Raw genomic sequence first — 24,333 nt, forward strand, 5'->3', positions numbered from 1 at the left:
CCCCCAAGGAGACGTATGTCCGCCGCCCCGCCCCCACCCGTCAGCCGTCTGGAGGTCCACCAGAACCCCTGTCTCCCCGAGGGCGCCCAGGACGTGCACGCCATCGCCACGGTCACCGTCGACGCACCGGCACCCGCCGCCTCCTCCCCGGCACAGGTCATCGTCATCGACCGTTCCTACTCCATGAACGGCGACAAGATCGCCCGCGCCCGCGAGGCCGCCGTGGCCGCCGTCGACGCCCTGCGCGACGGCAGCCGGTTCGCGGTGATCGCGGGCAACGGCCGAGCCGAGCAGATCTACCCGCTCCGGCCCGCCGCCCTGGCCGAGGCCACCACGTCCAGCCGGGACGCGGCCCGCGAGGCGATCCTGGCACTCAAACCCGACGGCGGCACCAACCTCGTTCCCTGGCTTGAGCTGGCCTCCGCCCTGCTCGCCACCGTCGGGCCCGGCGACGTCCGGCACACGACGATCCTCACCGACGGCCAGGGCAACCTCACCGACGCCGTCCTGCGCAGGTGCGCCGGGGCGTTCACCTGCGACTGCGTGGGCATCGGCGAGGACTGGAGCCCCGAGCAGCTGCGCCGGATCACCACCGCGCTCTCGGGCACCCGCCACTTCGTGGAGGACCTCGACGACCTGCCCGGCTTCTTCCGCCGCCAGGCCGAACAGACGCAGGACCGGGGCATGGCCGACCTGGCGCTGCTGGTCAGGGCGCCCGGCCAGGTCCGCGTCCGCAAGGTCACCCAGGTCTATCCGACCGAGCGCGAGCTGACCGCGCGGGACGGTGGCGGCGGCCCCGTCCATGAGTATCCGCTCGGATCGTGGGGCTCGGAGACCAGGGACTACCAGCTGTGGTTCCGTGTGCCGCCCCGGCAGCCCGGAGCCGAGATCCGCGTCGCGCAGGTCGTGCTCGTCTCGGGGGAGGGGCGGGAGCTGGCCCGGGGGCGCGTCCTCGCGCAGTGGACCGCCGACCTGGCGCAGGCCACGGCCGTGGACCCCAAGGTGGAGCACTACACCGGGCAGCTGGAGCAGAACGGGCTCATCAGGGAGGGCCTGGCCGCCCTGGAGACCGGACGGACCCGGGAGGCCACGGCCAAGCTGGGCCGGGCGCGCGAACTCGCGGTGGAGTCCGGGCGCGACGACCTGGTCACCGCCCTGGAGCGCGTCGTCGACCAGGACCCGGTGACGGGGACCGTCCGGCTGCGCTCGCGGATGAGCCGGGCCGACACGCTCAACCTCGACGTCGGCACGGACCGAACGACGCGGGAGATGACGCCGAGGAGAGGGGAGTAGGCCTCCATGGCGGCGATCTGCCCCGACGGGCACCCGACCGAGGACACCGAGTACTGCGAGGAATGCGGCCTGCGCGTCCCGACGCCGTCCGGAGCCCGGCCTCCCGGCGGTCCCGGAGACGGCCGCGTCCGCGGTTCGACCACGGGATCCGCCGGGGGCGAGAGGAGTGCGGGCGGCTCGGTGGGACCCGGGCCACGGCTCGGCCCCACACCGGCGGCCCCCGGGCCCGGACACGGGCCCGGCGGAGGAACGGCCGGTGGCCCGGTCCGGGCCGCCGAGGTCGCCGCTCTGATCGGCGACGCGCCCACCTCCGCCCACGTCGCCGCTCCGCGTGCCGGAGCCGGGCACGCCGGAGCCGCGCCCGCGCCGGCCGGCTCCCGCGCCGACCGCTCCGGAGCCGAGCACGTCCCCCCGCCCGGGGGAGCCCCCGCGGCGAACGCGGTCCCGCCCGACGACGACCCGGCCGACCTGCTCGAACCGCCCGCGCCCACCCTGCTGCTCACCCCGGGTCGCCGCCCGCGCCTGCGCGGCCCGTCCACGGTCGGCCGCCTGCGCCTGTTGGCCGCGGTGACCGTCGCGGCGCTCGTCCTGGCCTTCGGCGCGCTCGCCGTGGGCACCCGGGCCGCCCAGACCGCGATCGACGACACCGGCCAGGACATCGGCCCCCGGATCATCGCGACCGCCGACCTGCCCCGTGCGCTCGCCGAGACCGACGCCCACCTGGCGGCACTCGTCCTGCTCGGCGACGACCCCGACCACGCCGACGAGCGCGCCGCCGAACTGGAGGCCTACCAGGACAGCGGCGGAGCCGCCGCCGACCTCGTGCTGGGCGCCCACGACCTGGCCGTCGACGTCGAGGGCAGGCCCGAGCCCACGGCAGCGGCCACCGATCCCGCCGCGGCGGCGATCGAGGGCGAAGCGGCGGCACAGGACCCGGCGGACGCCCCCACGCCCACCGCAACACCCGAGGACGCGCACGGGGCCACCGCGCAGGCGATCGACCTCGCCCAGGCCTACGCCCGCTACCGGGAACTGGCCGGCCGGGCCCTGGCACTGTCGGAGTCCGCCACCTATCCGGCGGGCGAGGTCCCCTCCGACGTGGCCGCGGCCCGCGCCGAGGCCGCACGACACCTGCGCGAGGAGGTCCTGCCGTTGGCCGAGGCCGTCAGCCTCGACGCCACCCGCACCGCCTTCCACCGCACGAAGGACGCCCACGACACCGTCGCCACCGCGCGCGTGGCCGTCGCATTCGGCAGCGCGGCGGCCCTGGCCGCCCTGATCGCACTCCAGGTGTTCCTGGCCCGCCGCTTCCACCGCACCTTCAGCCCCGCCCTGCTCGTGGCCACCGCGGTCACCGCCATCTACACCTACACCGGGGTCACCGTCATGGCCACACAGACCGACGTCCTGACGCGGATGACCGCCGACGGGTTGGTCCCGGTGGCGACGCAGGCCGCCCTCCGCACCGAGGACACCGTCGAGGCCGCCGACAGCACCGACGCCCGCACCGGCGCGAGCGTGGGCGCCGGCTCGCTCGACCCGTACCAGGACGACCCGGCCGAGGCCGAGGAGGCCGCGGCCGTGTTCACCGCCTCGGTCGCCGCCGGGGACGCCGCCATCGGCGGCCTGGGCTTCCTCATCCCCGTCTCCATGCTGTCCATCGCCGTCGTGGTCGTCGTCGGCACCGCCCCCCGCCTGGCCGAGTACCGCTGAACCGGAGGACACCCATGAGCACCGACACCGGAACCCGCCGGGCCGGACGGCTGGGCCGATGGTTCAGCGGCCCCCGCCGCGCGATCATCGTCAGTTCGATCGGCACCTCCCTGGAGTGGTACGACTACTTCCTCTACGGCACGGCCGCCGTGTTCGTCTTCGGGCCGCTGTTCTTCCCCGAGTCCGACCCGGCCACCGGGCTGCTGCTGTCGCTGGCCACCTTCGGCGTCGGCTTCGCCTCCCGACCGGTCGGCGCGGTGCTGTTCGGGCACTTCGGCGACCGGATCGGCCGCCGGGACGTCCTGGCGGCGACCTTCCTCGTGATGGGCACCTCCACGTTCCTCATCGGGCTGCTGCCGGGGTACGCGAGCATCGGCGTGGTCGCGCCCGTCCTCCTGGTCCTGCTGCGCGTGGTCCAGGGGCTGAGCCTGGGCGGGCAGTGGGGCGGCGCCGTCCTCATGGCGATGGAACACGGCCCGCGGGAGCGGCGGGGCGTCACCTCCAGCTGGGTGCAGGTCGGGGTCCCCGTCGGCAACATCCTCTCGACCGGGCTGCTGGCGCTGGCCGCCGTCCTGCTGCCGAACGAGGCCTTCCTGGAGTGGGGATGGCGGATCCCGTTCCTGCTCTCGGGCGGGCTCGCCCTGATGGGCCTGTGGATCCGGCGCGGGCTGACCGAGTCCCCGGAGTTCGAGGCGATGGGCCGTCCGTCCCGCTCGCCGCTGCTGGAGGTCCTGCGCACCCACCCCCGCGCGCTCGGATCGGCCTTCCTGGCGCGCATCGGCAGCGACGTGGTGTTCTACGTCTTCACCTTCTACCTGCTCGCCTACCTCGACACGCAGCTCGGCATGGACCGCGGCGTGGGGTTGGCGGTCGTCGTGATCGCCTCGGCGGTACAGCTGCCGCTGCTGGTCCTCTACGGCCGCCTCTCCGACCGGTGGGGCAGGCGCCGCGTGTACGCGTTCGGCGCCATCGGCTCCGGCGTGTGGGTGTTCGTCTTCTTCCCGCTGCTGGACACCGGCGTGTTCTGGATCATCACCGCGGCCGTGGTCGGCGGGATCGTCTTCGAGGCCGCCATGTACGGACCGCAGGCCGCGTTCATCGCCGAACTCTTCGCGCCCCGCGTCCGCTACAGCGGTACCGGGCTGGGCTACCAGGTGGCGGGCGTCCCCAGCGGCGCGCTGGCGCCCATCGTGGCGATCGCGCTGTTCGACTGGTTCGGCACCGCCCAGGCCGTGGCCTGGTACGTCGCGGCGTCCGTGCTGGTGAGCCTGGTGGGCCTGGCCCTGTCACCGGGGCCCTGGCGGGGAACGCGGGCGCCCGCGGAGGAGGCTTCCGCACGGGGGCCGCTGACCGGGGCGGCGCCGTGACGCGCGGGCGGCGACGCGCCGTGACGGGACGCCGGTAGGCCGCCCCGCGTGGGGGTCCGCGCGATGACGGGGCGGAGGATCGCGCGATCCGCTGTGCACACGGGGTGACGGCCCTAGGGTGGTGCCATGGACCGTGTGGAAGCGCTGGACGCCCACCTGCGGAGCATGTCGACGGAGCGGGTCGCGCGTCTGGTCGCCACCCTGCCCGACACCGCGATCGACCTGCACTGCTGGAGCGCCGTCCTGGAGCGGATCGCCATCCTGGCCTACCGGCCGACCGTGGTCGAGCAGCTCAACCTGGCACAACAGCAGCTGCTCTACGCGATCGCCACCGTCGCCGAGGACCAGAACGGGCTCAGACGGCCCGCGCCGAACCCGGACCCGGGAGCGGGCACGGTCGAACTGGGGCCGGTCTCCCTGGACGCGGTCCTGGACCGGGTCGGGGCGAGGTCGCCCGGCCGGGTACGGGAGCGGGCCGAAGCCGAGCTCGACCGGCTGTCCGACCTGGCGATCATCTGGCCGGACGGCCGCGACCGCTTCCACCTGGCCGACGACTTCGCCGCGCAGTTCGGGTCCGAGCGCACCCCGCCGGACCTGCGCACGGTCGCCGAGGGGCTCGACACGGCCGACCTGCACCGCATGGCCAAGGCCCTGGGCCTGGACTCCGGCGCGGACCGGCACGTGCTGACCGCCGACATCGCGTCCCTGCTCACCGACGAGGCACGGGTCGACCTCCTGTTCGAAGAGGCACCCGCTGAGACGGCGCGCTTCGCGCACTTCCACGCCCTGCACAGCATGGTCGTGCGCGCTCCGGCGCCGGGGCACCGGCACGTGGACTGGCTGACCGAACGCGGCCTGATGGTCCCCGTCGGCGACCACGGCGTCATGGTCCCGCGCGAGGTCGCCCTCGTGCTCAGGGCGCGCTACCCGGCGCCGTTCTCCCCGGAGCCGCCGGTCCTGGTGGGCCAGGTGTCCGACCGGGAGTTCGAGCGGGGATCCGAACCGGGGGCCGCGGCCGGTGCGCGAGCGGTGGCGGCGCGGTCCCAGGAGGCGCTGGTGGCGCTGCTGGACGCCGACGACCACCTGGTGGCCGCCCTCCAGGTGTGGCCGCTCGTCCTGGGCGCCGACGGCGTCCAGGACCACCCCGCGCTGCGCAAGGAGCTGACGGCCGTCGGCACCCACCCGGACGTGGTCCGGGTGTGGGTCGAGGCGGGCGCCATCACCGGACTGCTCAGTGCGCGCAGCGGCGAGGTCGGCCTGTCCGCGCAGGCCGCCACCTGGGCGGTCCTGCCGCCGGAGTCGCGGATCGCGGCGCTGCTCCAGGCGTGGACACGGATGCCCGACACGGCGCTGTGGTGGCCCTCGCCCGAGGAGCCGCTGCCGAAGAAGCGCGCGGCCAGCGTCCGGCGGGCCCTCGCGCTGGCCCTGGGGGACGCGCCGGAGGGCGTGAGCCTGGGCGCGGTGTCGGAGAACCCGCAGTACCGGCGGGTGCTGGGCTGGGAGCCGCACGGGGCGCAGCGGTGGCTGGTGGACACCGTGCAGTGGCACCAGCCCTTCATCGGTGCGGACACCGACGCCACCGACCGCGTGCTCCGGGCGCTGCACGAGGCGGAACGGCTGGGATTGGTCGCCTACGGGACGCCGACGCTGCTCGGGCGCGCCCTGTCGGCGTGGTGCCGGGGCGCGGGGACCGAGGACGTGGCGGACGCGGCCTGGGCGGCGCTGCTCGGACGCGACCGTGTCGAGGAACCGCGGCCGAACGAGGAGAACGGCGCGGTGATGCAGGGGCCCGCCGAGTGCCGGGAGAGGGTCCTGGCCATGGAGGTCCACGCCCTACTGGGCACCTGAGCGGACCCGGCGGGCGTGAGCACCCGGTCGGGGCACCGGCCGCGGTGGGTTCGTAGGGCGTGTGCGTCGGCAGGGGTCCCACCGTCGGTGCGCCTGTCCGCGGCTACGGCCGGGTGTGTCCGCGGGCAGCGGAGTCAGCGACGGGCGTCGTAGGACTCGCGCGCCGTGAGGACCTCTTCGATGTGCTGCTCGGCCCAGTGCCCCAGCGCCCGCAGGGGCGACTGGAGCGTGTGTCCCAGCTCGGTCAGCTCGTATTCGACCCTGGGGGGCACCTCGGCGTAGGCGTACCGCGAGACGAGCCCGTCGCGTTCCAGGTCCCGCAGGGTGTCGGTGAGGACCTTCCCGCTGATTCCGTCGACCTTGGCGCGCAGGTCGCCGAAGCGCATTCTGCCTGCGCTGAGCGCGATCACCACCATGGCCGTCCACTTGTTGGCGATGCGGGCCAACGACGTGCGGGAGGGGCAGGTCGCCGTGAGCACATCGAAGGTCCGATCTTGTGACATGCGACACATCCGCCCATTGGTTACGTTGAGGTAACTGGTTACCAATGGTGAGTATAGGCGTCAGCAGGGAGAACTTCGACGCAGAGGAAGACCGACCATGGAATCCACCACACCGCTCGCCGTCGTCCGCCGGTACTTCGACGCCTTGGCAGCCCAGGACTTCGCCACGGTCGCCGCCGTGTTCGCCGACGACATCGTCTGGCACCAGCCCGGTGACAACCGGTTCTCCGGCACCCACCGCGGCAGCGCCGCGGTCAACGAGATGATCGGCGGCATGATGACCGCCAGCGAGGGGACGTTCGAGCTCTCGGTGACCGGGGAGCCCATGGCCAACGGCGCGCTGGTCGCGGCCCCCGTCCACTTCACGGGTAGGCGTGAGCACGCCCGGATGGCGATGGACGGCACCGACCTGCTGAGGATCGAGGGTGACAGGATCGCGGAGGTGTGGCTGTTCTCCGCCGACCCGCGGGCCGAGGACGCCTTCTGGGGCGTCAGCTGACCACTGACCCGCGCGGTCGTTGTCGCCCGTGACCAGGGAGCACGGGCGACAACGACCGCCACTGATGACGGCACGGCCGTGCTCGGCAGGTGCCGCCTTCGCCGGTCGGGCGGCCAGCCGTGTTCCTGCGAGCCGCGTCCCGTTGCGGGGGAGGGTGTCAGGTGGTGCGGGCCTTGAGATGGGCCCGTTCCCCCTGGCGCCCGAACAGGACGAGGAGTTCCACGGTCCGCTCGTCGTCCGGGCCGAGCCAGTGCGGCACGTGGGTGTCGAACTCGGCGGCCTCGCCGGGTTTCAGGACCACGGTCCGCTCGCCCAACAGCAGGCGCAGCCGGCCGGCGAGGACGTAGACCCACTCGAAACCCTCGTGGGTCTTGAGGTGGGGCTCGGCCTCGGGGCGGGGCGGAATGAGGAGCTTGTGGGCCTGGACGCCGCCGGGGCGGCTGAGCGGCACATAGGTCATGCCGTCGCGGGCGACCGGCTTGAGGTGGATGCGCGGATCCCCGGTGCGGGGTGCGCCGACCAGCTCGTCCAGGGGGACGGCGTAGACCTCGGCGAGGGGCAGCAGGACCTCCAGGGTCGGCTTGCGTGTGCCCCCTTCGAGCCGGGAGAGCGTGCTCTCGTTGATCCCGATGCGCTCGGCGAGGTCGGCCAGCGTCAGGCCGTGGCGGTGGCGCAGCTGCCGCAGACGCGGTCCGACCGCGGCGAGCCTGTCCTGCTTGTCGGTGCTCATGGGCACCAGCATGCTGAAACAGCATGAAGCTTTGCAAGTCCGGCAGTGGATGACGCAGGGTCGAACCAGCGGCCCGGGCTCGGGAGACACCGGCGTCCTCGTCCAGGGCCGCCGCGTCGACGCCGACGACTGGGCAGATGCCCGCACAGGCGCCGACGCCCTCCGACCACTCGCATCCGAAGGGCCCGACCATGGACAGCGCCAACGACTCCGCGACCTTCTGGGAGAAGCACTACGCCGGAACGGACGCGCGGTGGGGCACGAGACCCAACGTCGTCCTGACCGATCTGCTCGCCGACCTGGCCCCCGCCCCGGGAACAGCCCTGGATCTGGGCTGCGGACACGGCGGCGACGCACTCTGGCTCGCCGCCCAGGGCTGGGAGGTCACCGCGGTCGACGTGTCGCGGACGGCCCTCGACCGGGTGGACGCGGGCGCCGCGGCCACCGGCGTCACCGACCGGGTGCGCACCGAGCGGCACGACCTCGCCGCGACCTTCCCCGACGGCACCTACACGCTGGTCGCCGCCACCTACTTCCACACCCCGCTCACCATCCCCCGCGACCAGGTCCTGCGCCGGGCCGCCGCGGCGGTGGCCCCCGGCGGGCTGCTGACCGTGATCGAACACGCCTCCGTGGCCCCCTGGTCCTGGGAGGCCGGGAAGGACGTCCGATTCCCCACGCCCGACGGGGTCATCGCCTCGCTGGAATTGACCGGCGACTGGCACGTCGAGCGAGGCGAGGCGCCCCAGCGCACCGCGACCGGTCCTGGCGGGCGGACCGCGACCGTCACCGACAACGTCATCGCCGTCCGACGCATCCGCTGACAGGGCGCGGGGGAGGACGACCCGGCGGGGAGTGGCGGCGCCCTGGGCCGGTGGGTGCCGCGCGGAGCCGGATCGGGTCCTCGCGGACGCGGGGGGAGCGGGTGTCGGTGGCGGGGCGGGAGACCGGGGAACGGCCGCGCCGGTACCGGGGAGTCGGCACACTGGAGGGCGTGACTCAACGACGCCTGGTCGAGGGGTTCTGGTCCGGTGGCCGGCTCGTCCTGTGGGGCATGGACACCGCTCCGCCGGTGGCGGACCCCGATGCCGCCGCCCCGCCAGAACACCCCGGCCCGAAGGCCCGCCCCCACCCCTTCGCCCTGTCGGCCGACGACGTCCTGGCGCTCGCCGGTGTTCCCCGGGACGGAGCGGACGTGTCGGAGGCCGTCCTGCGGCTGCCGGGCGGCGGCGACCGCCCGGACCCGCCACCGGCTCTGTGTGCGCCGACGAGAGAACCGGACGCGTCGGAAGCGGCCGGTGATTCGGACGAGCCGACCGGGGCCGGGGAGCCGGACGAGCCGACGAACGGCAGGAACTCGGCCGGACCCGGGGTACAGGCACCGGGCGGGTTGGAAACGACCGCTGAGTCGGATGTGCCGGGACAGCTGTCGGGTGGGCCGGTGGCCGCGCCGAACGTGTCCGAGGAGCAGGAGCCGGGTCGACCGCGCGGAACCAGCGAGCCGGGCGGGTGTGAGCAAGAGGAGATGAGCGGGCCGCCTGAGGCCAGGCAGCCGGACGGGCCGACCGAGGCGCAGGCGGGGCAGGCCGAACCCGAGGCTCGGCCGGACATCGCCCTCCTGGGTTCCTGGACCGTTCCCACCGTGCGGCTGAACGGCGCCCAGGCCCTGGCGGTCCTGCGCCGGGCCCGGGACGCGCCGTGGGCGGGCCCCGGACTCACGGCCACGGTCCCCCTGCTGCGCGCGGCCGAGGGGTACGCGACCGCCGGGCGGGTCGTTCCCCAGACCGTGGAGGAGGCCGAGTGCCCGTCCGCGCCTCGCGGCGGTGCCGCCGCCCACGCCCGGTGGCGGCCGGTGCTGTCCCCAGACGGGGCCGCCTGGCTGCGGTCGTACGTGCGGAGCCTGCCCGCGTCGGCACGCGCCCACCACACGCCCGAGACCAGCGCGCGGTGGACGGGTGAGGCCGCCGCCACCGACATCCTCGGGGGACTGCGCCTGCTGGTCGACGCGCTCTGCCGCGAACGCCTCTCCGTCCGGGGCGCGGACGTCCCGGACGGGCACGGGATCCATCACCAGTGGTTGACCGCGCTGACCGCCGGGGCGTGCCTGTGCGGGGCGACGGGCACCGCGGGCCTGCACCGGCTCGACCGCTCGCTCCGCACCTGGTTCTCTCGGGTGGAGGAACACGTCGGCGGCCTGCATCTGGCGTTCCGCCTGGTCGAACCACCACCCGACCTGTTCGCCCACACGGCGGTCGACGTCTCGGATCGCGAAGAGGACACCGCCACCGACGAGGTCGCGCGGGCCCTGCCGCCCCGGTCGGCGCAAGTCCCGTACCCGGTGGAGCGGACCGGCGCCGACGTCGATGCGGGCCTCGACCCGGGCCTTGGCCCGGGTCACGATCCGGGCGTCGAGCCCGCCTATGAACCTGGCCTCGATCCGGTCCGCGATCCCGGTGTCGATCCTGAGTCCGAGCCTGCCTGGTGCCTGCACGTGTGGGTGCGCTCCACCGGCGATCCCTCCCTCATGCTGCCCCTGGACGAGGCACTGGCGGGTACCGAGATCCCTTGGCTGCCGCACGACGCCGCCTCCGTCATCGCCGCCGAACTCGACCGGGCCGCCCGCATCCACCCCGTCCTCAGCGGGCTGCGCGCCGGGACGCCGCCCGCACGCCTGGACATCTCCTTCGAGGACGTGCCCGCGTTCCTCACCCGGGGCGCGCCCGCCCTCGAAGGCGCCGGATTCCGCGTCCTGCTTCCGTCCTGGCTGGGCAAGGCCGAGATCAGCACGGCGGTCCGGCTGAGCGAACGCCACGGCGACCATCCGCATCCGGACCCGACCACCGACGGGGGCCTCACCCGCTCACTCGTCGACTTCGACCACCGGGTCGCCATCGGCGGCACGGAACTGACCCGTGAGGAACTCGACGCGCTGGTCCGGCTGAAGTCCCCGCTGGTGCGGATGCGGGGCGAATGGGTGCACGTGGACCCCGCGCGGCTGCGCCGTGCCGCCGAATGGGCACTCGCCCGTGGCGCCGGGACGGTACCGGTGGAGGAGGCCATGCGCATGCTCCTGCACCTGGGGGCCGACGCATCCGACACGGCCGGGACCACCGGCCCCACCGGCCCCTCCACCACCGATGCCCTCCTCGGCGCGACGCCCGCCGTCCACGCCGACGGCGACCTCGGCGCACTCCTCCAGGGACGGGCCGAAGAGGCCTTCACCCCCATGGCCGAACCGCCCGGACTCACGGCCCGACTGCGCCCCTACCAACGACGTGGTGCCGCCTGGCTGCGCTACCTCGACCGGCTCGGACTGGGCGCGGTCCTGGCCGACGACATGGGCCTGGGCAAGACCGTGCAGCTCCTGGCCCTGCTCGCCGACGAACGCGCGGAGGTCGGCCCCGACGGACAGCGGCCCGCACCGACCCTCCTCGTCTGCCCCACGACCCTGGTCGGCAACTGGCACAAGGAGGCCGAGCGCTTCACTCCCAAGCTCCGTGTGCACGTTCACCACGGCACCGCCCGCCCGCGCGGCGAAGCCCTCCGCGACCTCCTGGAGACCACCGACCTGGTCGTCACCACCTACGGTGTGGTCCGGCGCGACCGCGACGACCTCGCCGCCCAGACCTGGCGGCGGGTCGTGTGCGACGAGGCCCAGGCGATCAAGAACGCCCGCACCGACCAGTCCAGAGCCGTCCGCGCCATCCCCGCCACCGGACGCGTCGCCCTGACCGGCACCCCGGTGGAGAACCACCTCGGTGAACTCTGGTCGGTCATGGAGTTCGCCAACCCCGGCCTGCTCGGCCCGCGCGAGGCGTTCACCAGCGGAATCGCCGTGCACATCCAGACCCGCCCCGACTCCGAGCAGGGCCGTTCCGCCGCCGCTCGCCTGCGCAGGGTCACCGCGCCCTTCCTGCTGCGCCGGCTCAAGACCGACCCCGCCGTCATCACCGATCTGCCCGACAAGCAGGAGATGAAGGTGTGGTGCACGCTCACCCCCGAACAGGCGGCCCTGTACCGCGCCGTCGTCGAGGAGATGACCCGCAGCATCGGCGAAGCGACAGGCATCCAGCGCAAGGACCTGGTCCTCAAGACCATGACCCGGCTCAAACAGGTGTGCAACCACCCGGCCCACCTCCTCGGTGACGGCTCCCGCCTGCGCGGACGCTCCGGCAAGCTCACCCAGCTCGAACACCTGCTCGGCGAGATGGTTGGCGAGGGCGACAAGGCCCTGTGCTTCACCCAGTACACCGAGTTCGGCGAACGGCTCGCCCCCTACCTGCGCGAACGCCTGGACACCGAGGTCCTGTGGCTGCACGGAGGCGTGTCCCGGCGCCGACGCGGGGAACTCGTCGAGCGCTTCCAGGACTCCGACGAACCCGCGGTGTTCCTGCTCTCCCTCAAGGCCGCCGGGACCGGCCTCAACCTCACCGCCGCCAACCAGGTCGTCCACGTCGACCGCTGGTGGAACCCGGCCGTGGAGGACCAGGCCACCGACCGCGCCCACCGCATCGGGCAGCGGCGCACCGTCCAGGTCCGCAAGATGATCTGCATGGGGACCCTGGAGGAACGCGTCGACGCGATGATCGAACGCAAGAAGCAGCTCAGCGAGAGCGTCGTCGGCAGCGGAGAGCAGTGGCTCGGCGAACTCGGCATCGAGGAGCTGCGCGAGGTCATCCGGCTCGCGCCCGAGGCGGTCACCGGATGAGCGCCCACGACTGGATCGACGGCCGCGGGTGGGACCGGCGCTTCCTGGATCCGCTGCGCGAGACCGGCGACGGGACCCGGTTCGCGCGCGGGCGGGTCTACGCCGGCCAGGGGCGCGTCACGGCGGTGACGATCACCCCGGGCGCGGTGCGCGCCGTCGTGGGCGGAACACGGCCGTACACGGTGACCGTCCACCAGCCCACCGTGTCCCCGGAGGTCCTCGTGCGCGCCATGCGCGCGATCGGCGCCGACCCGTACCTGCGGGAGACGCTCCTGGCGGGCGAACCCGAGCACGAAGTGGAGGACATCCTCGACGTCCACGGCGTTGCCCTCTTCCCCGACCACCTCCACGACCTACGGATTCGGTGCACCTGCCCGGACCACGGCGACCCGTGCAAGCACGTCGCCGCGGTCCTGTTCACCCTGGCCGACACCTTCGGCCGAGACCCGCTCGCCCTGCTCAACTGGCGGGGCGCCGACGACCACGTCCTCGCCGCCCTGGCGGTCGACTCCGGGGACTCCGCCGACCCCGACGGCGCGGAACCAGGGGAGCCGGGTCCGCTGTCGGTGGACCTGGAACCGCTGGTGGAACTGTCCGCCGACTTCTGGACCGGGACAGCGCCGCCCCCGGTCCCGTCGGCCGCCGCCTACGATCCGCTCCCGCACTGGGACGCCGGCCCGCCCCCGGTCGTCGCCGCCCTGAGCCGCCTGTACACGGCGCTGGGGGAGGACCCGGATCCGCCGGGGGAGACGGGCTCGTAGGGAGCGGGCCGGTTCCGTCCAGAAGGGGGCGCGGGTCCGTTCGGGACCTGAAGGACCGCACGGGGCGACCCCGCGGGCAGCCCCGGTTCCGCCCAGGAGGGGCCGCGGGCCGGGGCATGAAGGACCGCACGGACCGATCTCGCGGGGCGAGCCGGATGCCCGGGGGAGACGGCGCTTCCCGGAACCCCGCGGGTGGACACCGGCCCGTCGGGCGGTACCTCAGGCCTGGGCTGACCCCCGACGCAGCCCGAACGGGACACCGAAGCCGGTCAGCCAGCCGCCCTCCTCCAACATCCGCAGCGCCTCCTGCGTGACCTCGTGGTCGGGCGCCGCCCGCGGCGGCCAACCGAAGTGCTCGGACACCATGCCCCAGCTCGGCCCGTGGCCGTGCTCGTCGCGGAAGGCGCCCACCCAGTCGGCGATCTTGGCCTCGCGGCCCTCCACCAGGGCCCGCGCGCGTTCGAGCACCGGCACGTCCTGCGGTGTGGTGGCGGGGGCGGTCATCGGAGGCGTGGGCGGCGGCACGGGCACGTGCGCCAGGGGGCGGGTGAGTTCGGTCAGGCGCGCGACGACGTTCCCGTCCGTCATCCGGAAGTCCTCGATCCAGCCCAGCTCCTCCCAACGCACCAGCAGGGACGTGAGTTCGTCCGTCCCCGAGATGCGGACCGCCGAGACGACCTTCTCCGCGGGCACGCTGATGTCGCCCTCGGGTGTGGCGTGGGCCGCGACGTACACGGCCGTCATCCGCATGCCGTTGGGCTTCTTGCGCATCTTCTTGTGGGACAGCGTGCGGCTCACCCAGCCCGAGGCACCCGAGCGGATGCCCTGGCCGACGCCCCACGGGTTGCCCTGGATGGTGGGCAGACCGCACTGGGCCGGTGCCATGGCCTGGGCCTCGACCGCCTCCTCCGGCGTGGTCCGCAACCACCCGGGCTCGACCAGCCGCCGGACGGAGTCGTGCGGATCCTCCAGACGCAGAATGCGGAAGTCCTGGGCGGTGAGGTTCGCGTACCCCCGGATCGCGCCGCGCAGCGCACACGTCAGCGCGAGCAGCCGACTGTCCGGTTCGTCGCCTGCGCCGTCGGCCGTCACCTTGTCCCAGATCCGGTGCAGTAGCTGCCATTGCAGGAAGGTGAACGGCGGAGTGCGGCGCTTCTTCGGTGCGTCGTCCTGGTCGGCCTCCTCCCGCGTTGCGCGATCGGCCTTCTTCTGCCCCCATCCGGGCGGGATGGAGATGCCCTGCTCCTTGCAGCGCGTGCACGCCATGGCCGCAGCCAGATCCTCGCCGGGCTTGTGGAACTGCAAAGGGGGGAGCGACGAGGACCGAGGGGCGGTCACATCGTCGGCTACGGAGTGTTGCGTCATGTCTTGGAGGATAGCGACGGCCGCCCCCGCCTGTCCGGAGTCCGGGCAATCCGTTCCGCGCACGATCGGAGGCGGGACCGACGCCGCGATCCATCATCCGGACCGTCGCGACGCCGCTCGCCCGAGCCGTGAGGGCGCTCCTGATCATGACCGGTTCGATGCCCGTGCTGGCCGACGCAGGGGCGGCTGCGGTCTCGGGTCGGCCGGCGGTGAGCTGGCACGAGCCACCACCATCGACGTCGGGCCGCGGGTCGGCGTCCTTCGCAGGCCAGGTCACCGGTCCTCCACCTCCACGGGTGTGACGAGCGAAGCGTGCACGAGCCGCACACGATCGCGGTCCCGGCCCGTCGCGATCCGGTAGGCGACCGCCACCCGAGTGCGGCCCAGCTTCGTGACCACGCCGGTGTAGCGACGCCGCTTGTACGGAAAGCTCACCCGCTGCCCCACCCACAACTCCCTGATCGCTTCACGTGACTCCACTCCCGGCACCGGCCCGCGTTCTCTTCCGTCCTCCTGGTTGCGGTTCCCCTCCGCCGACGCGGTCTGCGCAGCGTCGTCTCGCGCCTGCCGGGAGACGTGCTGCCCGCACTCCTCGGCCGACCGAGGAATCGTGAGGGCCTCATTCGCCGCACGGTGGCGCGCAGCGCTCGGATCATGGCCGTCGTCGGTGCCCGCATGGCGCGGGTCGTCCACGACCGGCCCGTCCAACGGAATCGGCCCGTCGTCGAACAAACCTCTTTCCAGTGCCAGCGTCCGCGCGTGCTCACGCGCCGAACGCTCCAGCCGGTCGCGGCGGGGATCGAAGGGAAAGGACGTGGTGATCACAGGCGCCTCCCAGCGGTCGCGTGACGACTTCCACTTCCATATTCCGTCAATCCCGCCGATCCTGCAGAGGGCCTGTGGACAACTCTGAACCGGACCGAACTTGTGCCCGGTCCGACTGCCCACGGACGTCCGGGATACCTCCATACCCCTGTGCACGCATGAGGACCTCTGCCGTCCTGGTACCGATGTCGATGTTGAAAATAAGGCAGTATGAGAGGAAAACGCATCTAGCGATGATCAGTCATGGCTAGATATATTGTGGGCGTTGCGGATGGATTTGTGGTGATCAAATAAGGTCGGTAGATCGACTTGTTCAGGTCTTGCCGCCAGGCGTGCGGTTCTTCTGGAAGAAGGCAATCTGCAGGTCGTTCGGAAGGGAGCCCAAGGTTCCCGAACGGGTTTGTCTCCACACTTGAGCGGCCTGGCCTGGTTCGGTCAACGGCGGGGGAAAGATGTCCCTTGTCGGAAGGAAGACGCGCGGGCGATCATGGCGGATATGGCTTCCAAGAAGAACACCAAGAGCCTTGCACGCTACTGGGGCCTGGCCATCATTCTGTTCGCCTTGTTCGGATGGTTCCTCCCCGAGGTGGGGCCGATGTGGATCGCCGTCGCCTCGGTGGTCTCCGTTCTCTACGTCTGTTTCCAGATGCCGTTGCCGTGCGGTGCCTGGAACCGTGACCGGACCCGTTGCCGCAACAACTCCTCCGGTTTCCTCCCCGGATGCCGAATCGAACAGCACCGGTGGCAGACGGCGAAACTGATGCTGGCCTCGGGCGGGTGGGAGGAGTTGCGCGCGAAGACTCTGGCCAGTTGGAAGAGAGCCCTGCCCGCCGTCGTCGCGGGGGCCACGATCGTCTCCGGGATAGCCGCGGTCGCCCAACTCGCTTTCGCCGTCGCGATCGCCTGAGCCGCGAGGCAGCGTCCTCGAGGTGAGTCGGCCTCTCCACCTGTGCCGGGTGGAGAGCCCGCCTGTGCTTCTTGGTCCGGGGCCGCCCTTGGCCCACCGCCTGAGATCCGTGTCTCGGTGGGGGATTCACCGAACGGCTCCCGGACAGGTGGGCGAGATCTAACCTGGGGCCATGAACGACCGCGACACCGCCCTGGCCCCGGGCCCGGACGACGCTGCCATGCTGTCCGCGCTTCGGGAGCTGAACCTGCCCGACCAGCTGCTGCAGGATCTGCTGGCCCAGGCGCCGGACCACGCGGGTGAGGCCCTCCTGGACTACGTCGGCGATCTCACGAGGGCGGGGCGCATCGACCAGGCCCGTCGAGTTCTGGAGGTTCTGCGGGCGTACCCGCCGGCCCCGGATGACCGTCAGTACGCATCGATCGAACTTGTCCGACTGCTACATCACAGCGGTGAGGAACAAGCGGTCGCCGAAGTGGAACGGATCACCGCCGAACTGCTCAGCCCAGGCGGATTGGGCGCGGGTCCGGCGGAGCTGCTCGCCGAGGATCTTGAGGCGAGGGGCGAGCTGGCCGATGCGCTGCGGTGTCTCAACCTCGCCTCCCGCGACCTCCTCGCCGAACCGCCGGAGGACCTGGAAGGCCTCGAAGCCCGATACCTCACCGCGCTCATCCGACGGTCGCGCGTGCGCGCGCAACTGGGCATGGAACTCGACGCACACGACGAGGTGGCCGTGGCATCGGCACGTCGGCTTCTCGCGGAGACGTACGGCGACGTCGGGGAGGGCGAGACCCGGACGGAGGGCTCTGAGCCGGACCGGTACGTGGAAGTGCTCTTCTCCCGGCAGGCCTTCGACGACGCCCGCACCAGGGGACTACTCCCTCACGAGGCCGCCGAACACGGCGCTGACGCCTACTATCGCGCAGCAGAACGAAACCTGCGCAAGCAGAGCAGCGAGCGTCCTGAGACACGGTGGAGCGTGGTGCTCCACGGCGTGGCGGAGATTGAGGCCTTCGCGGAACAAACGGGGATGGACACGGGGGACCGTGCCACCGCGTTGAGCTGGAGCGAAGCCGAGATCGCCGCGCACGACCCGCGACTCATGCCGTGGCCGCCCCAGCGCAACGAGGCATGCTGGTGCGGGTCGACCCGCAAGTACAAGAAGTGCTGCGGATCGCCGTCCAACCGCTGACCTTCTTCCCGGAGACGGACCGCATCACCAGCACCTAGAAGTCCTCCTCTGGAAAGACAGGCTTCACATCAGGTAGGGGGCAAGGTGTCCCGGACCCGTTGGAGGGTCGCTCCACTCCACTCCTCGCCCAACAGGCGCATTGCCGGAATCGAGTCCCCTTCGCCGGTGGTGATTCCCGCGCAGCCTAGTGCTTGCCCGGTGTCCGGCGCTGGCCGCAATCGGGTCCGTGCTTTCCGCAGAACACCCCTTGACACCCTCACGGCCGCGGGCTATATCTAGAAAAATGCCGCATCAGACCGAGACACATCCTCTTCGACGCAATATGTTAGCGCTAACATAACAATAAGGAATGCCAGTCAAGGGCCGCGCCATGTATGTGCCGGGTCCTCGACGAATGACGTCTCATTCCGCCAGTACCCCCTGTCCCCGCGACTCCACGCATCCCGCGACCGCCGACCGGACCCCGTCGGCGGCACACCCCCGGAGGAACATTGCGCGCGAACCGAAGGAGACCGGCACGTACCCTGTGCGCGCTGGTCACCGGCCTGCTGTGCGTCGTGACCACGGCGTCTCCCGCGTCGGCGGCGACCGACTACAGCATTGACATCGACCTCTCCGCGGACGGCCCGCGGATCAGCGACCAGATGTACGGCATCTTCATGGAGGACATCAACCACGCGGCCGACGGCGGCCTGTACGCCGAACTGGTGCAGAACCGCTCCTTCGAATACAGCACCGCGGACAACGAGAACTACACGTCCATGACCGCCTGGGAGGAGACCGGCTCCGGAAACACCAACGGTCAGGTGAGCGTGGTGAACAACGCCGGTCGGCTCAACGAGCGAAACCGCAACTACCTCCGGGTCGTTCTGCCCCGCGACGGCAGCGAATACGGTGTCGTGAACAGCGGTTATTCCACCGGAATTCCCGTCACGGAGGGGGAGGAGTACGACTTCTCGGTGTGGGTGAAGGCCCCGGGGCGCCCGGACCCGGTGACGGTGCGGCTGCACGACACCGCGGGCGAGCCACTGGCCGAGCCGCTGTCCCTGGACGTCCGGGGCGACTGGGCAGAGTACACCGGCACGCTGACCGCGACCGGCTCCAGCACCACCGGCCGACTCTCGGTCACCGGAAGCGGTGGCGGCGTGCTGGACCTGGACATGGTCTCCCTCTTTCCGCGCGAGACCTTCAACGGTCACGAGAACGGCCTGCGCGCGGACATCGCCGAGCAGATCGCCGCGCTGGAACCCGGCTTCGTCCGCTTCCCCGGCGGCTGCCTGGTCAACACCGGCAGCCACGAGGCCTACGAGGCGCCCGACTGGCCCCGCGAACGCTCCTTCCAGTGGAAGGACACGGTCGGACCGGTCGAGGAGCGCGCGACCAACCACAACTTCTGGGGCTACAACCAGTCCTACGGACTCGGCTACTACGAGTACTTCCAGTTCGCCGAGGACCTCGGCGCCATGCCGCTGCCGGTCGTGCCCGCCCTCGTCACCGGCTGCGGGGAGAACCGGGCCACCGACGATCCCGAGCTGCTGGAGCGCCACGTCCAGGACACCCTGGACCTCATCGAGTTCGCCAACGGTCCGGCCGACTCCGAGTGGGGCGGTGTGCGCGCCGAGATGGGCCACCCCGATCCGTTTGGTCTGACCCACGTCCAGGTCGGCAACGAGGAGAACCTGCCCGACGCCTTCTTCGAGCGGTTCCTGGAGTTCCGCGAGGCCATCGAGGCCGAGTACCCCGACATCACCGTGGTGAGCAACTCCGGCCCGGCCTCCGGCGGCACCGTCTTCGAGCGCGCCTGGGAGCTCAACCGCGAGCACGGCGTCGACATGGTCGACGAGCACTACTACAACTCACCCGCCTGGTTCCTGGCCAACAACGAGCGCTACGACTCCTACGACCGCGAGGGCCCCGACGTCTACCTGGGCGAGTTCGCCTCACAGGGCAACCAGTTCTCCAACGCCCTGGCCGAAGCCGCCTTCATGACGGGGCTGGAGCGCAACGCCGACGTGGTGCGGATGGCCTCCTACGCCCCGCTGCTGGCCGCGGACTGGTCCACCCAGTGGACCCCCGACATGATCTGGTTCGACAACAGCACCAGCTGGGGCTCGGCCAACTACGAGGTGCAGCGGCTCTTCTCGGCCAACACCGGTGACCAGGTCGTGCCCAGCACCGCCTCCGGCACCCCCGGCGTCGGCGGGCCGATCGCCGGCGCGGTGGGACTGTCCACCTGGAACACCAGCGCCGAGTACGACGACGTCCGCGTGACCTCCGCCGACGGCGAGACGCTGCTTCACGACGACTTCTCCTCCGGCGCCGACCAGTGGACCCACGTCACCGACGCCGGCAACTGGATCGTCGAGGACGGCGCCTACGTGCAGACCGACGTCTCCGGTGAGAACACCATGGTCACCGCCGGCGACCCGAAGTGGACCGACTACGATCTGGAGGTGACCGCCACCAAGCGGGAGGGCGCCGAGGGCTTCCTCGTCGGGTTCGGGGTCCAGGGCACCGGCGACTACTACTGGTGGAACCTGGGCGGGTGGAACAACACCCAGTCCGCGGTCGAGCGCGCCTCCGACGGCGCCAAGAGCACCATCGTCTCCGACGGCACGACCGTGGAGTCCGGCCGCGCCTACGACGTCCGCGTCCAGGTGCGCGACCGCGACGTCACCCTCTACCTCGACGACGAGGAATGGGGCCGCTTCACCGCACCGGAGCCCGAACCGTTCCGCCAGGTCGTCACCCGCGACGAGCAGACCGGCGAGCTCATCGTCAAGGTCGTCAACGCCCAGGACGAGGCGGCCCACACGTCGATCGACCTCGGCTCGACCCGGGTGGAGCCCACCGCCGAGCTGACCGTCCTGCAGGCCGACCCGGAAGCGGTGAACACCGCGACCGACCGGCCCGTCAGCCCGGAGACCTCCACCATCGACGGCGTGGGCAGTACGTTCGCCCACACCTTCCCGGCGCACTCGGTCACCTTCATGCGCCTCACGCCAGAGGAGTAGCCCGCGACGGCACCCCGCCCGCCGGGCGGCTGCACGAACGGGGTTGGCTCAGGTCCCACGCGGTCTCCAGGGCCTCTTCGATACTGTGCAGCCTGACCTTCTTCAGGAACCAGTCCGCGATGTGGCCGCTCCCGGGAACCTCTCGGGGAGCGGCCACACGAAGAGGGGGCACCTGCTCAGTCGAGAGGTTCGGGGGCCCCTGCCAGAGCCACGCCAGGGCGCTGGCCTCGGTCTCTGCGGCCTCGTGCCCCTCGTGTGCTATTCGCCGGTCTGGAACTCGTACGCCTGCCGCACCAGCCCCATGACCTGACCGAGATCGGTGTCCTCGTCCAGGTCGATCTGAACACTGCCGTTCCCCCACTTGCCCTTGCCTGTCACGTCCGTGGCCAGGCCCCGGTCATCGTGGAGCGTCTCGAAGGGCATGTTCAGGATCAGCCGCAACCGTTCGGTCTGAGGGATCACGTCGACGAAGTTGGTCTCGGTCTTGTAGGCGACGTAGTTCTTCAGGAACGTCTCACTGACAGCCTCATCGAGAGCGAGGACCTCACCCCTGAACTTCTCGAACAGGGCCTGTGGGGCGGGCCGGGAGAGGTTCGGGTGGTCATTGATCGTGTACGCCGACTCGGGGCGGGGCTCTGGCTGATTGAAGCCCGAGGGCAGTACGGGGCGAGGCCAGATCTCCAGCGCTCGGGCTGCCAACCGCTCGGCCCGCTGGACGATCGTTTCCTCGTTCCAGGTCTCCAGAGTCCCCAGCCCCTGGTTCAGCCGGAGCGGGCTCTCCCGGAAGCCGCCCTTCAAGTCTCGTTTCTTGGTGAACGGCAGGTCACCGTACTCGGAGTTGTAGCCGGTCAGCGTCAGATTGCCCAGGGTGTGCAGGCGGCGCGCCCGGACATTGGCCCAGTCGGGGCCGAGGTCGTCACGCCACCGCTGGGAGAGGTTCTCGTTCTGCGGCAGGATGTGCTCGATCGTGTAGTCCTCGACCGACACCTGTTCCTTGCGTCCGAAGTTCTCCAACCTCCGCAGGAGGTACGAGCGCCGCTTGAAGTTGTACATGTTGTCGCCGATCAGAGCGTCGGTGAACTGCTGGTCGGTGGGGAACAACCGGTAGCTCTTCAACCCCACCAGGTGTGCCTGGACGCTCTCGACGTACCTGGTCTTGTCGATCGACTTCGTGAATGTACTGAACGTTCTGTTGAGGGAGTTCGTCGGAATCCGGCAGGTGGCCCGGCGGAAGATGTAGGAGGTGACCATGTCGATGATGGAAAGCAGGCCCTCACGGTCCAGCCTGTCGTTCTTGTAGTCACCGTAGAGTTCCAGCAGCAGGGGGTAGACCACGTCCGCCTTGATCTCCCGCAGGTCCTGGAAGGCCTCGGCGAGTTCCTTGTCGCTCTCATGGCCCAGGGCCACGGCGCAGTACCACGACGCGTAGGATCGGAGCTCCTTGACAAGCGATTCGATCGTCTCGCCCTGCTCGCGCCGATTCCGTGAGTGTTCTTTGAAGGCCCCGTACACGTCTCCGAATCGGGGGATCTCCCCGGTCGCGACCGTGAGGTAGTGCCGGACGAAATCGTCGAACTGCTTCTCGTATGCGGCCTGGCCGAAGTCCGTCTCCATGGGACGCCAGTAGTTGTTGTACAGCATCTTCTGGGAGTTGGTCGGTAGCCCCATGAGCACGTAGTTGCGGATGAGGTCCGCCTGGGTCAGCTGCCGACCGGTCGAGTTCATGGACTCGAAGATCAGCTGTGGGTTGTCGTACGCGCGGTCCAAACGGATGTCGACGACCACCAGTTTGGCCAGCCCTCGGCAGACCGCCGCCAGGTCCTTGCCGGGTTTGGCCAGCTCCTGGCGGAACCTCGCGAAGTTCTGCTGAACCCTCTCCGAGGCATCGGTCGGCAGCTCGGTTCGACTGACGATGGCCCTCAGCGTCGTTTCGTCCTTCTTGCTGAGCAGGAGCTTGAAGTACTCGTCACTGCCTTCCTCCTCCTCGCTGTTCACGAGGTACCGGTGGCGCAGCTTCTTCGGTGAGAACTCCTTCCACGGTTCGCGTTCCCCTGCCGGGTACCCGTCCAGTACGTCGGCCAGCGCGGCGATCAGGAGGGTCACCGTCGTCAGCCGCTGCTGTCCGTCGATGACCAGGTTGGGCTCCTGCGTGGTCAGATTGGAGAGCCCCTTCTCCACGTGCACGATCGACCCGGTGAAATGGGAGTTCAGTTCCGCATCACGGCCCGCTCGTTCGATGTCGCCCATCAGCTGGTCGCACTCGTTTTCGGTCCAGGAGTAGGCGCGCTGGTAGATGGGGATCACGAACTGGCTGCCCTTCTCGAGCAGTCTGAGCAGCTGGGTCTCGGAGGCCTTCACAGCGTAGGGTGCCCTTCTGGTCGCTATCGGGTGGGATCCGCCTTCACTCTGCCACGGCCATGAGCGATACGGGAGGTGTATCAGAGTGCGAGCAGACCTGAAGGAGAAGCCTTCAAGATGGGGGAGTCGCGCACCGAGCCTTTTTCATCCTGTCTCGCGCAGCTGGAGTACGAGTACGGCCCCGGTGATCACGCCGGCGCGTTGTGGGCAACAGCGGAGCTTGCGCAGGAGGCGCCAGTTCTTCAGCTGAGCAATGGCCCTCTCGCCGGGGCTGCGGAACCGGGCGTGCTCGGAGTTGGCGTCCTTCTTCCATTGCGGCTTGCCCCGGCCCTTGAACGGGCAGAACACGATCTCGCTCAGACCGAGGTAGCCCTTGTCGGCCAACGCCACCCGGTCGGCGGCGGCGATGCGCTCGGCGACCCTCCACACGCGGGCGGCTCTGACATCGTGCACCGCGCCGGGCAGGGACCACGAGGTCCACAGCAGCGACCCGTCGGAAGCGGCCACGAACGTTCATTCCGTGGTGCCTGTGCTTGCCCGAGTAGAAGGGCCGGTCCGCAGCCAGCCGGTCGCACGCGATGAGCGTGCCGTCCAGGACCACGAAGGCGTGCCCGGCCCTGCGTGCCCGGGCGCAGCGCCTGTTGGAGGGCGGGTGCGCGGCGTGCGAGCAGGCCAGTGGTCTCGTGTACGTACCGCCAAGCGGTGGCTGTACCGACACCGAAGCCCGCCGCGACCTGATCGAACGTCTCGCCCTTGAACAGGTGCACCAGCACCAGGAGGGCCTGTTGGGCGGGGGAGAGCCTGCGCCAGGCGGAGCCGATCGCCATGCGGTGGCGGCGGATCACTCCGGCGGTGTAGTTCAGGGTTCGGCGTGACAGGGGCAGCGCAGCACGGTAGAACAGCATCAGAGCCCTTGGTGTGGCAGGTTTTCTTGGTCGTTAACCCACCTACCAGGGGCTTCTTGCTGTCAGGGGAGGTTCCGGATAGCTGGTGTGAGCCTGTGACCTGCGCCTTCAGGATGAAAAAGGCTCAGCGACCAGCTCGGCATGGAAGTTATGATCTGCTGCTCCCTGAATCTTTCGGCCGCTCGAGCGGCGGCCTCATGCGGGTCCGGAATTCGCTTAGGGTCGACGCTTGAGGTGGCCCATTGGTTTACTGGGGATGCTGAGAAATCTTGCTTTCAGGGATTTCCGAGATTGGTCGTGTGCTGATGAGGTCTGGGGTACGATCCTTGCCGACGGACCTGCGAT

The 24,333-nt window shown here is 70.9% G+C and carries 16 protein-coding genes and 1 pseudogene; 11 read left to right on the plus strand and 6 right to left on the minus strand.

The genetic code is table 11. The features are described from left to right. Positions 1-15 precede the first annotated feature (15 nt). The 4 genes from ADL05_RS05600 to ADL05_RS05615 all read left to right on the plus strand — a co-directional run bounded on the left by ADL05_RS05600 (position 16) and on the right by ADL05_RS05615 (position 6,221). Complete coding sequence (locus ADL05_RS05600) at positions 16-1,293, plus strand: VWA domain-containing protein (RefSeq protein WP_053615794.1); 1,278 nt, start codon at positions 16-18, stop codon at positions 1,291-1,293. 6 nt (positions 1,294-1,299) lie between these two features. Further along, entirely contained in the window at positions 1,300-3,006 is a 1,707-nt protein-coding gene (locus tag ADL05_RS05605; protein WP_053615795.1) for a hypothetical protein, read from the plus strand. Between the two features lie 14 nt (positions 3,007-3,020). Next, positions 3,021-4,373 carry an MFS transporter gene (locus tag ADL05_RS05610; protein WP_082376128.1) on the plus strand — a complete coding sequence of 451 codons (1,353 nt, stop codon included), beginning with the start codon at positions 3,021-3,023 and terminating at the stop codon, positions 4,371-4,373. A 126-nt stretch (positions 4,374-4,499) separates the two neighbouring features. Next, a complete protein-coding gene (locus ADL05_RS05615; RefSeq protein WP_053615796.1) occupies positions 4,500-6,221 on the plus strand; it encodes a hypothetical protein in 1,722 nt (573 codons plus the stop codon). 134 nt (positions 6,222-6,355) lie between these two features. Here ADL05_RS05615 and ADL05_RS05620 read toward each other — a convergent pair whose 3' ends face one another. After that, positions 6,356-6,724, minus strand: a complete 369-nt coding sequence (locus ADL05_RS05620; protein WP_053615797.1) for a helix-turn-helix domain-containing protein — start codon at positions 6,722-6,724, stop codon at positions 6,356-6,358. A gap of 97 nt (positions 6,725-6,821) precedes the next feature. Between ADL05_RS05620 and ADL05_RS05625 the strand changes: the two genes are divergently transcribed. Next, positions 6,822-7,223 (plus strand): nuclear transport factor 2 family protein, encoded by a 402-nt coding sequence (locus ADL05_RS05625; protein WP_053615798.1) that lies wholly within the window; start codon positions 6,822-6,824, stop codon positions 7,221-7,223. 157 nt (positions 7,224-7,380) lie between these two features. On the opposite strand, the gene ADL05_RS05630 is transcribed toward ADL05_RS05625, so the two are convergent. Then, positions 7,381-7,953, minus strand: a complete 573-nt coding sequence (locus ADL05_RS05630) for a helix-turn-helix domain-containing protein (protein ID WP_053615864.1) — start codon at positions 7,951-7,953, stop codon at positions 7,381-7,383. A 191-nt stretch (positions 7,954-8,144) separates the two neighbouring features. Between ADL05_RS05630 and ADL05_RS05635 the strand changes: the two genes are divergently transcribed. From ADL05_RS05635 to ADL05_RS05645, 3 genes are all read left to right on the plus strand, one after another. Next, positions 8,145-8,777 (plus strand): cyclopropane-fatty-acyl-phospholipid synthase family protein, encoded by a 633-nt coding sequence (locus tag ADL05_RS05635; RefSeq protein ID WP_053615865.1) that lies wholly within the window; start codon positions 8,145-8,147, stop codon positions 8,775-8,777. Positions 8,778-8,947: 170 nt separating this feature from the next. After that, positions 8,948-12,661, plus strand: coding sequence for a DEAD/DEAH box helicase (locus ADL05_RS05640; RefSeq protein WP_231640616.1), 3,714 nt, complete (start codon positions 8,948-8,950; stop codon positions 12,659-12,661). Further along, positions 12,658-13,422, plus strand: coding sequence for an SWIM zinc finger family protein (locus ADL05_RS05645; RefSeq protein ID WP_053615800.1), 765 nt, complete (start codon positions 12,658-12,660; stop codon positions 13,420-13,422). Before ADL05_RS05640 ends, ADL05_RS05645 begins: the two co-directional genes overlap by 4 nt. A gap of 219 nt (positions 13,423-13,641) precedes the next feature. Here ADL05_RS05645 and ADL05_RS05650 read toward each other — a convergent pair whose 3' ends face one another. Further along, positions 13,642-14,787, minus strand: a complete 1,146-nt coding sequence (locus ADL05_RS05650; RefSeq protein ID WP_053615801.1) for a hypothetical protein — start codon at positions 14,785-14,787, stop codon at positions 13,642-13,644. Between the two features lie 273 nt (positions 14,788-15,060). Then, complete coding sequence (locus ADL05_RS05655) at positions 15,061-15,612, minus strand: hypothetical protein (RefSeq protein WP_053615802.1); 552 nt, start codon at positions 15,610-15,612, stop codon at positions 15,061-15,063. Positions 15,613-16,108: 496 nt separating this feature from the next. On the opposite strand from ADL05_RS05655, the gene ADL05_RS05660 reads away from it, so the two are divergent. The 3 genes from ADL05_RS05660 (at position 16,109) to ADL05_RS32240 (ending at position 20,725) form a co-directional block, all read left to right on the plus strand. Then, positions 16,109-16,519 (plus strand): hypothetical protein, encoded by a 411-nt coding sequence (locus ADL05_RS05660; protein WP_053615866.1) that lies wholly within the window; start codon positions 16,109-16,111, stop codon positions 16,517-16,519. Between the two features lie 172 nt (positions 16,520-16,691). Next, positions 16,692-17,711, plus strand: coding sequence for an SEC-C metal-binding domain-containing protein (locus ADL05_RS05665; protein ID WP_053615803.1), 1,020 nt, complete (start codon positions 16,692-16,694; stop codon positions 17,709-17,711). Between the two features lie 491 nt (positions 17,712-18,202). Then, positions 18,203-20,725 (plus strand): alpha-L-arabinofuranosidase C-terminal domain-containing protein, encoded by a 2,523-nt coding sequence (locus ADL05_RS32240; RefSeq protein WP_053615804.1) that lies wholly within the window; start codon positions 18,203-18,205, stop codon positions 20,723-20,725. A gap of 258 nt (positions 20,726-20,983) precedes the next feature. Here ADL05_RS32240 and ADL05_RS05675 read toward each other — a convergent pair whose 3' ends face one another. Beyond that, positions 20,984-23,083: a DUF262 and DUF1524 domain-containing protein gene (locus ADL05_RS05675; protein ID WP_053615805.1), complete on the minus strand. Its 2,100-nt coding sequence runs from the start codon at positions 23,081-23,083 to the stop codon at positions 20,984-20,986. Positions 23,084-23,227: 144 nt separating this feature from the next. After that, positions 23,228-23,988: pseudogene (locus ADL05_RS29390) on the minus strand (transposase family protein). Positions 23,989-24,333: the final 345 nt, after the last annotated feature.

This window comes from Nocardiopsis sp. NRRL B-16309 (assembly GCF_001279585.1).
GTDB lineage: Bacteria > Actinomycetota > Actinomycetes > Streptosporangiales > Streptosporangiaceae > Nocardiopsis.

Coding starts and splice junctions, on each gene's coding strand:
- ADL05_RS05660 (WP_053615866.1), top strand. CDS start 16,109: ATGGCTTCCAAGAAGAACACCAAGAGCCTTGCACGCTACTGGGGCCTG.
- ADL05_RS05665 (WP_053615803.1), top strand. CDS start 16,692: ATGAACGACCGCGACACCGCCCTGGCCCCGGGCCCGGACGACGCTGCC.
- ADL05_RS05615 (WP_053615796.1), top strand. CDS start 4,500: ATGGACCGTGTGGAAGCGCTGGACGCCCACCTGCGGAGCATGTCGACG.
- ADL05_RS05620 (WP_053615797.1), bottom strand. CDS start 6,724: ATGTCACAAGATCGGACCTTCGATGTGCTCACGGCGACCTGCCCCTCC.
- ADL05_RS05635 (WP_053615865.1), top strand. CDS start 8,145: ATGGACAGCGCCAACGACTCCGCGACCTTCTGGGAGAAGCACTACGCC.
- ADL05_RS05625 (WP_053615798.1), top strand. CDS start 6,822: ATGGAATCCACCACACCGCTCGCCGTCGTCCGCCGGTACTTCGACGCC.
- ADL05_RS05610 (WP_082376128.1), top strand. CDS start 3,021: ATGAGCACCGACACCGGAACCCGCCGGGCCGGACGGCTGGGCCGATGG.
- ADL05_RS05650 (WP_053615801.1), bottom strand. CDS start 14,787: ATGACGCAACACTCCGTAGCCGACGATGTGACCGCCCCTCGGTCCTCG.
- ADL05_RS05600 (WP_053615794.1), top strand. CDS start 16: ATGTCCGCCGCCCCGCCCCCACCCGTCAGCCGTCTGGAGGTCCACCAG.
- ADL05_RS05605 (WP_053615795.1), top strand. CDS start 1,300: ATGGCGGCGATCTGCCCCGACGGGCACCCGACCGAGGACACCGAGTAC.
- ADL05_RS05630 (WP_053615864.1), bottom strand. CDS start 7,953: ATGAGCACCGACAAGCAGGACAGGCTCGCCGCGGTCGGACCGCGTCTG.
- ADL05_RS05645 (WP_053615800.1), top strand. CDS start 12,658: ATGAGCGCCCACGACTGGATCGACGGCCGCGGGTGGGACCGGCGCTTC.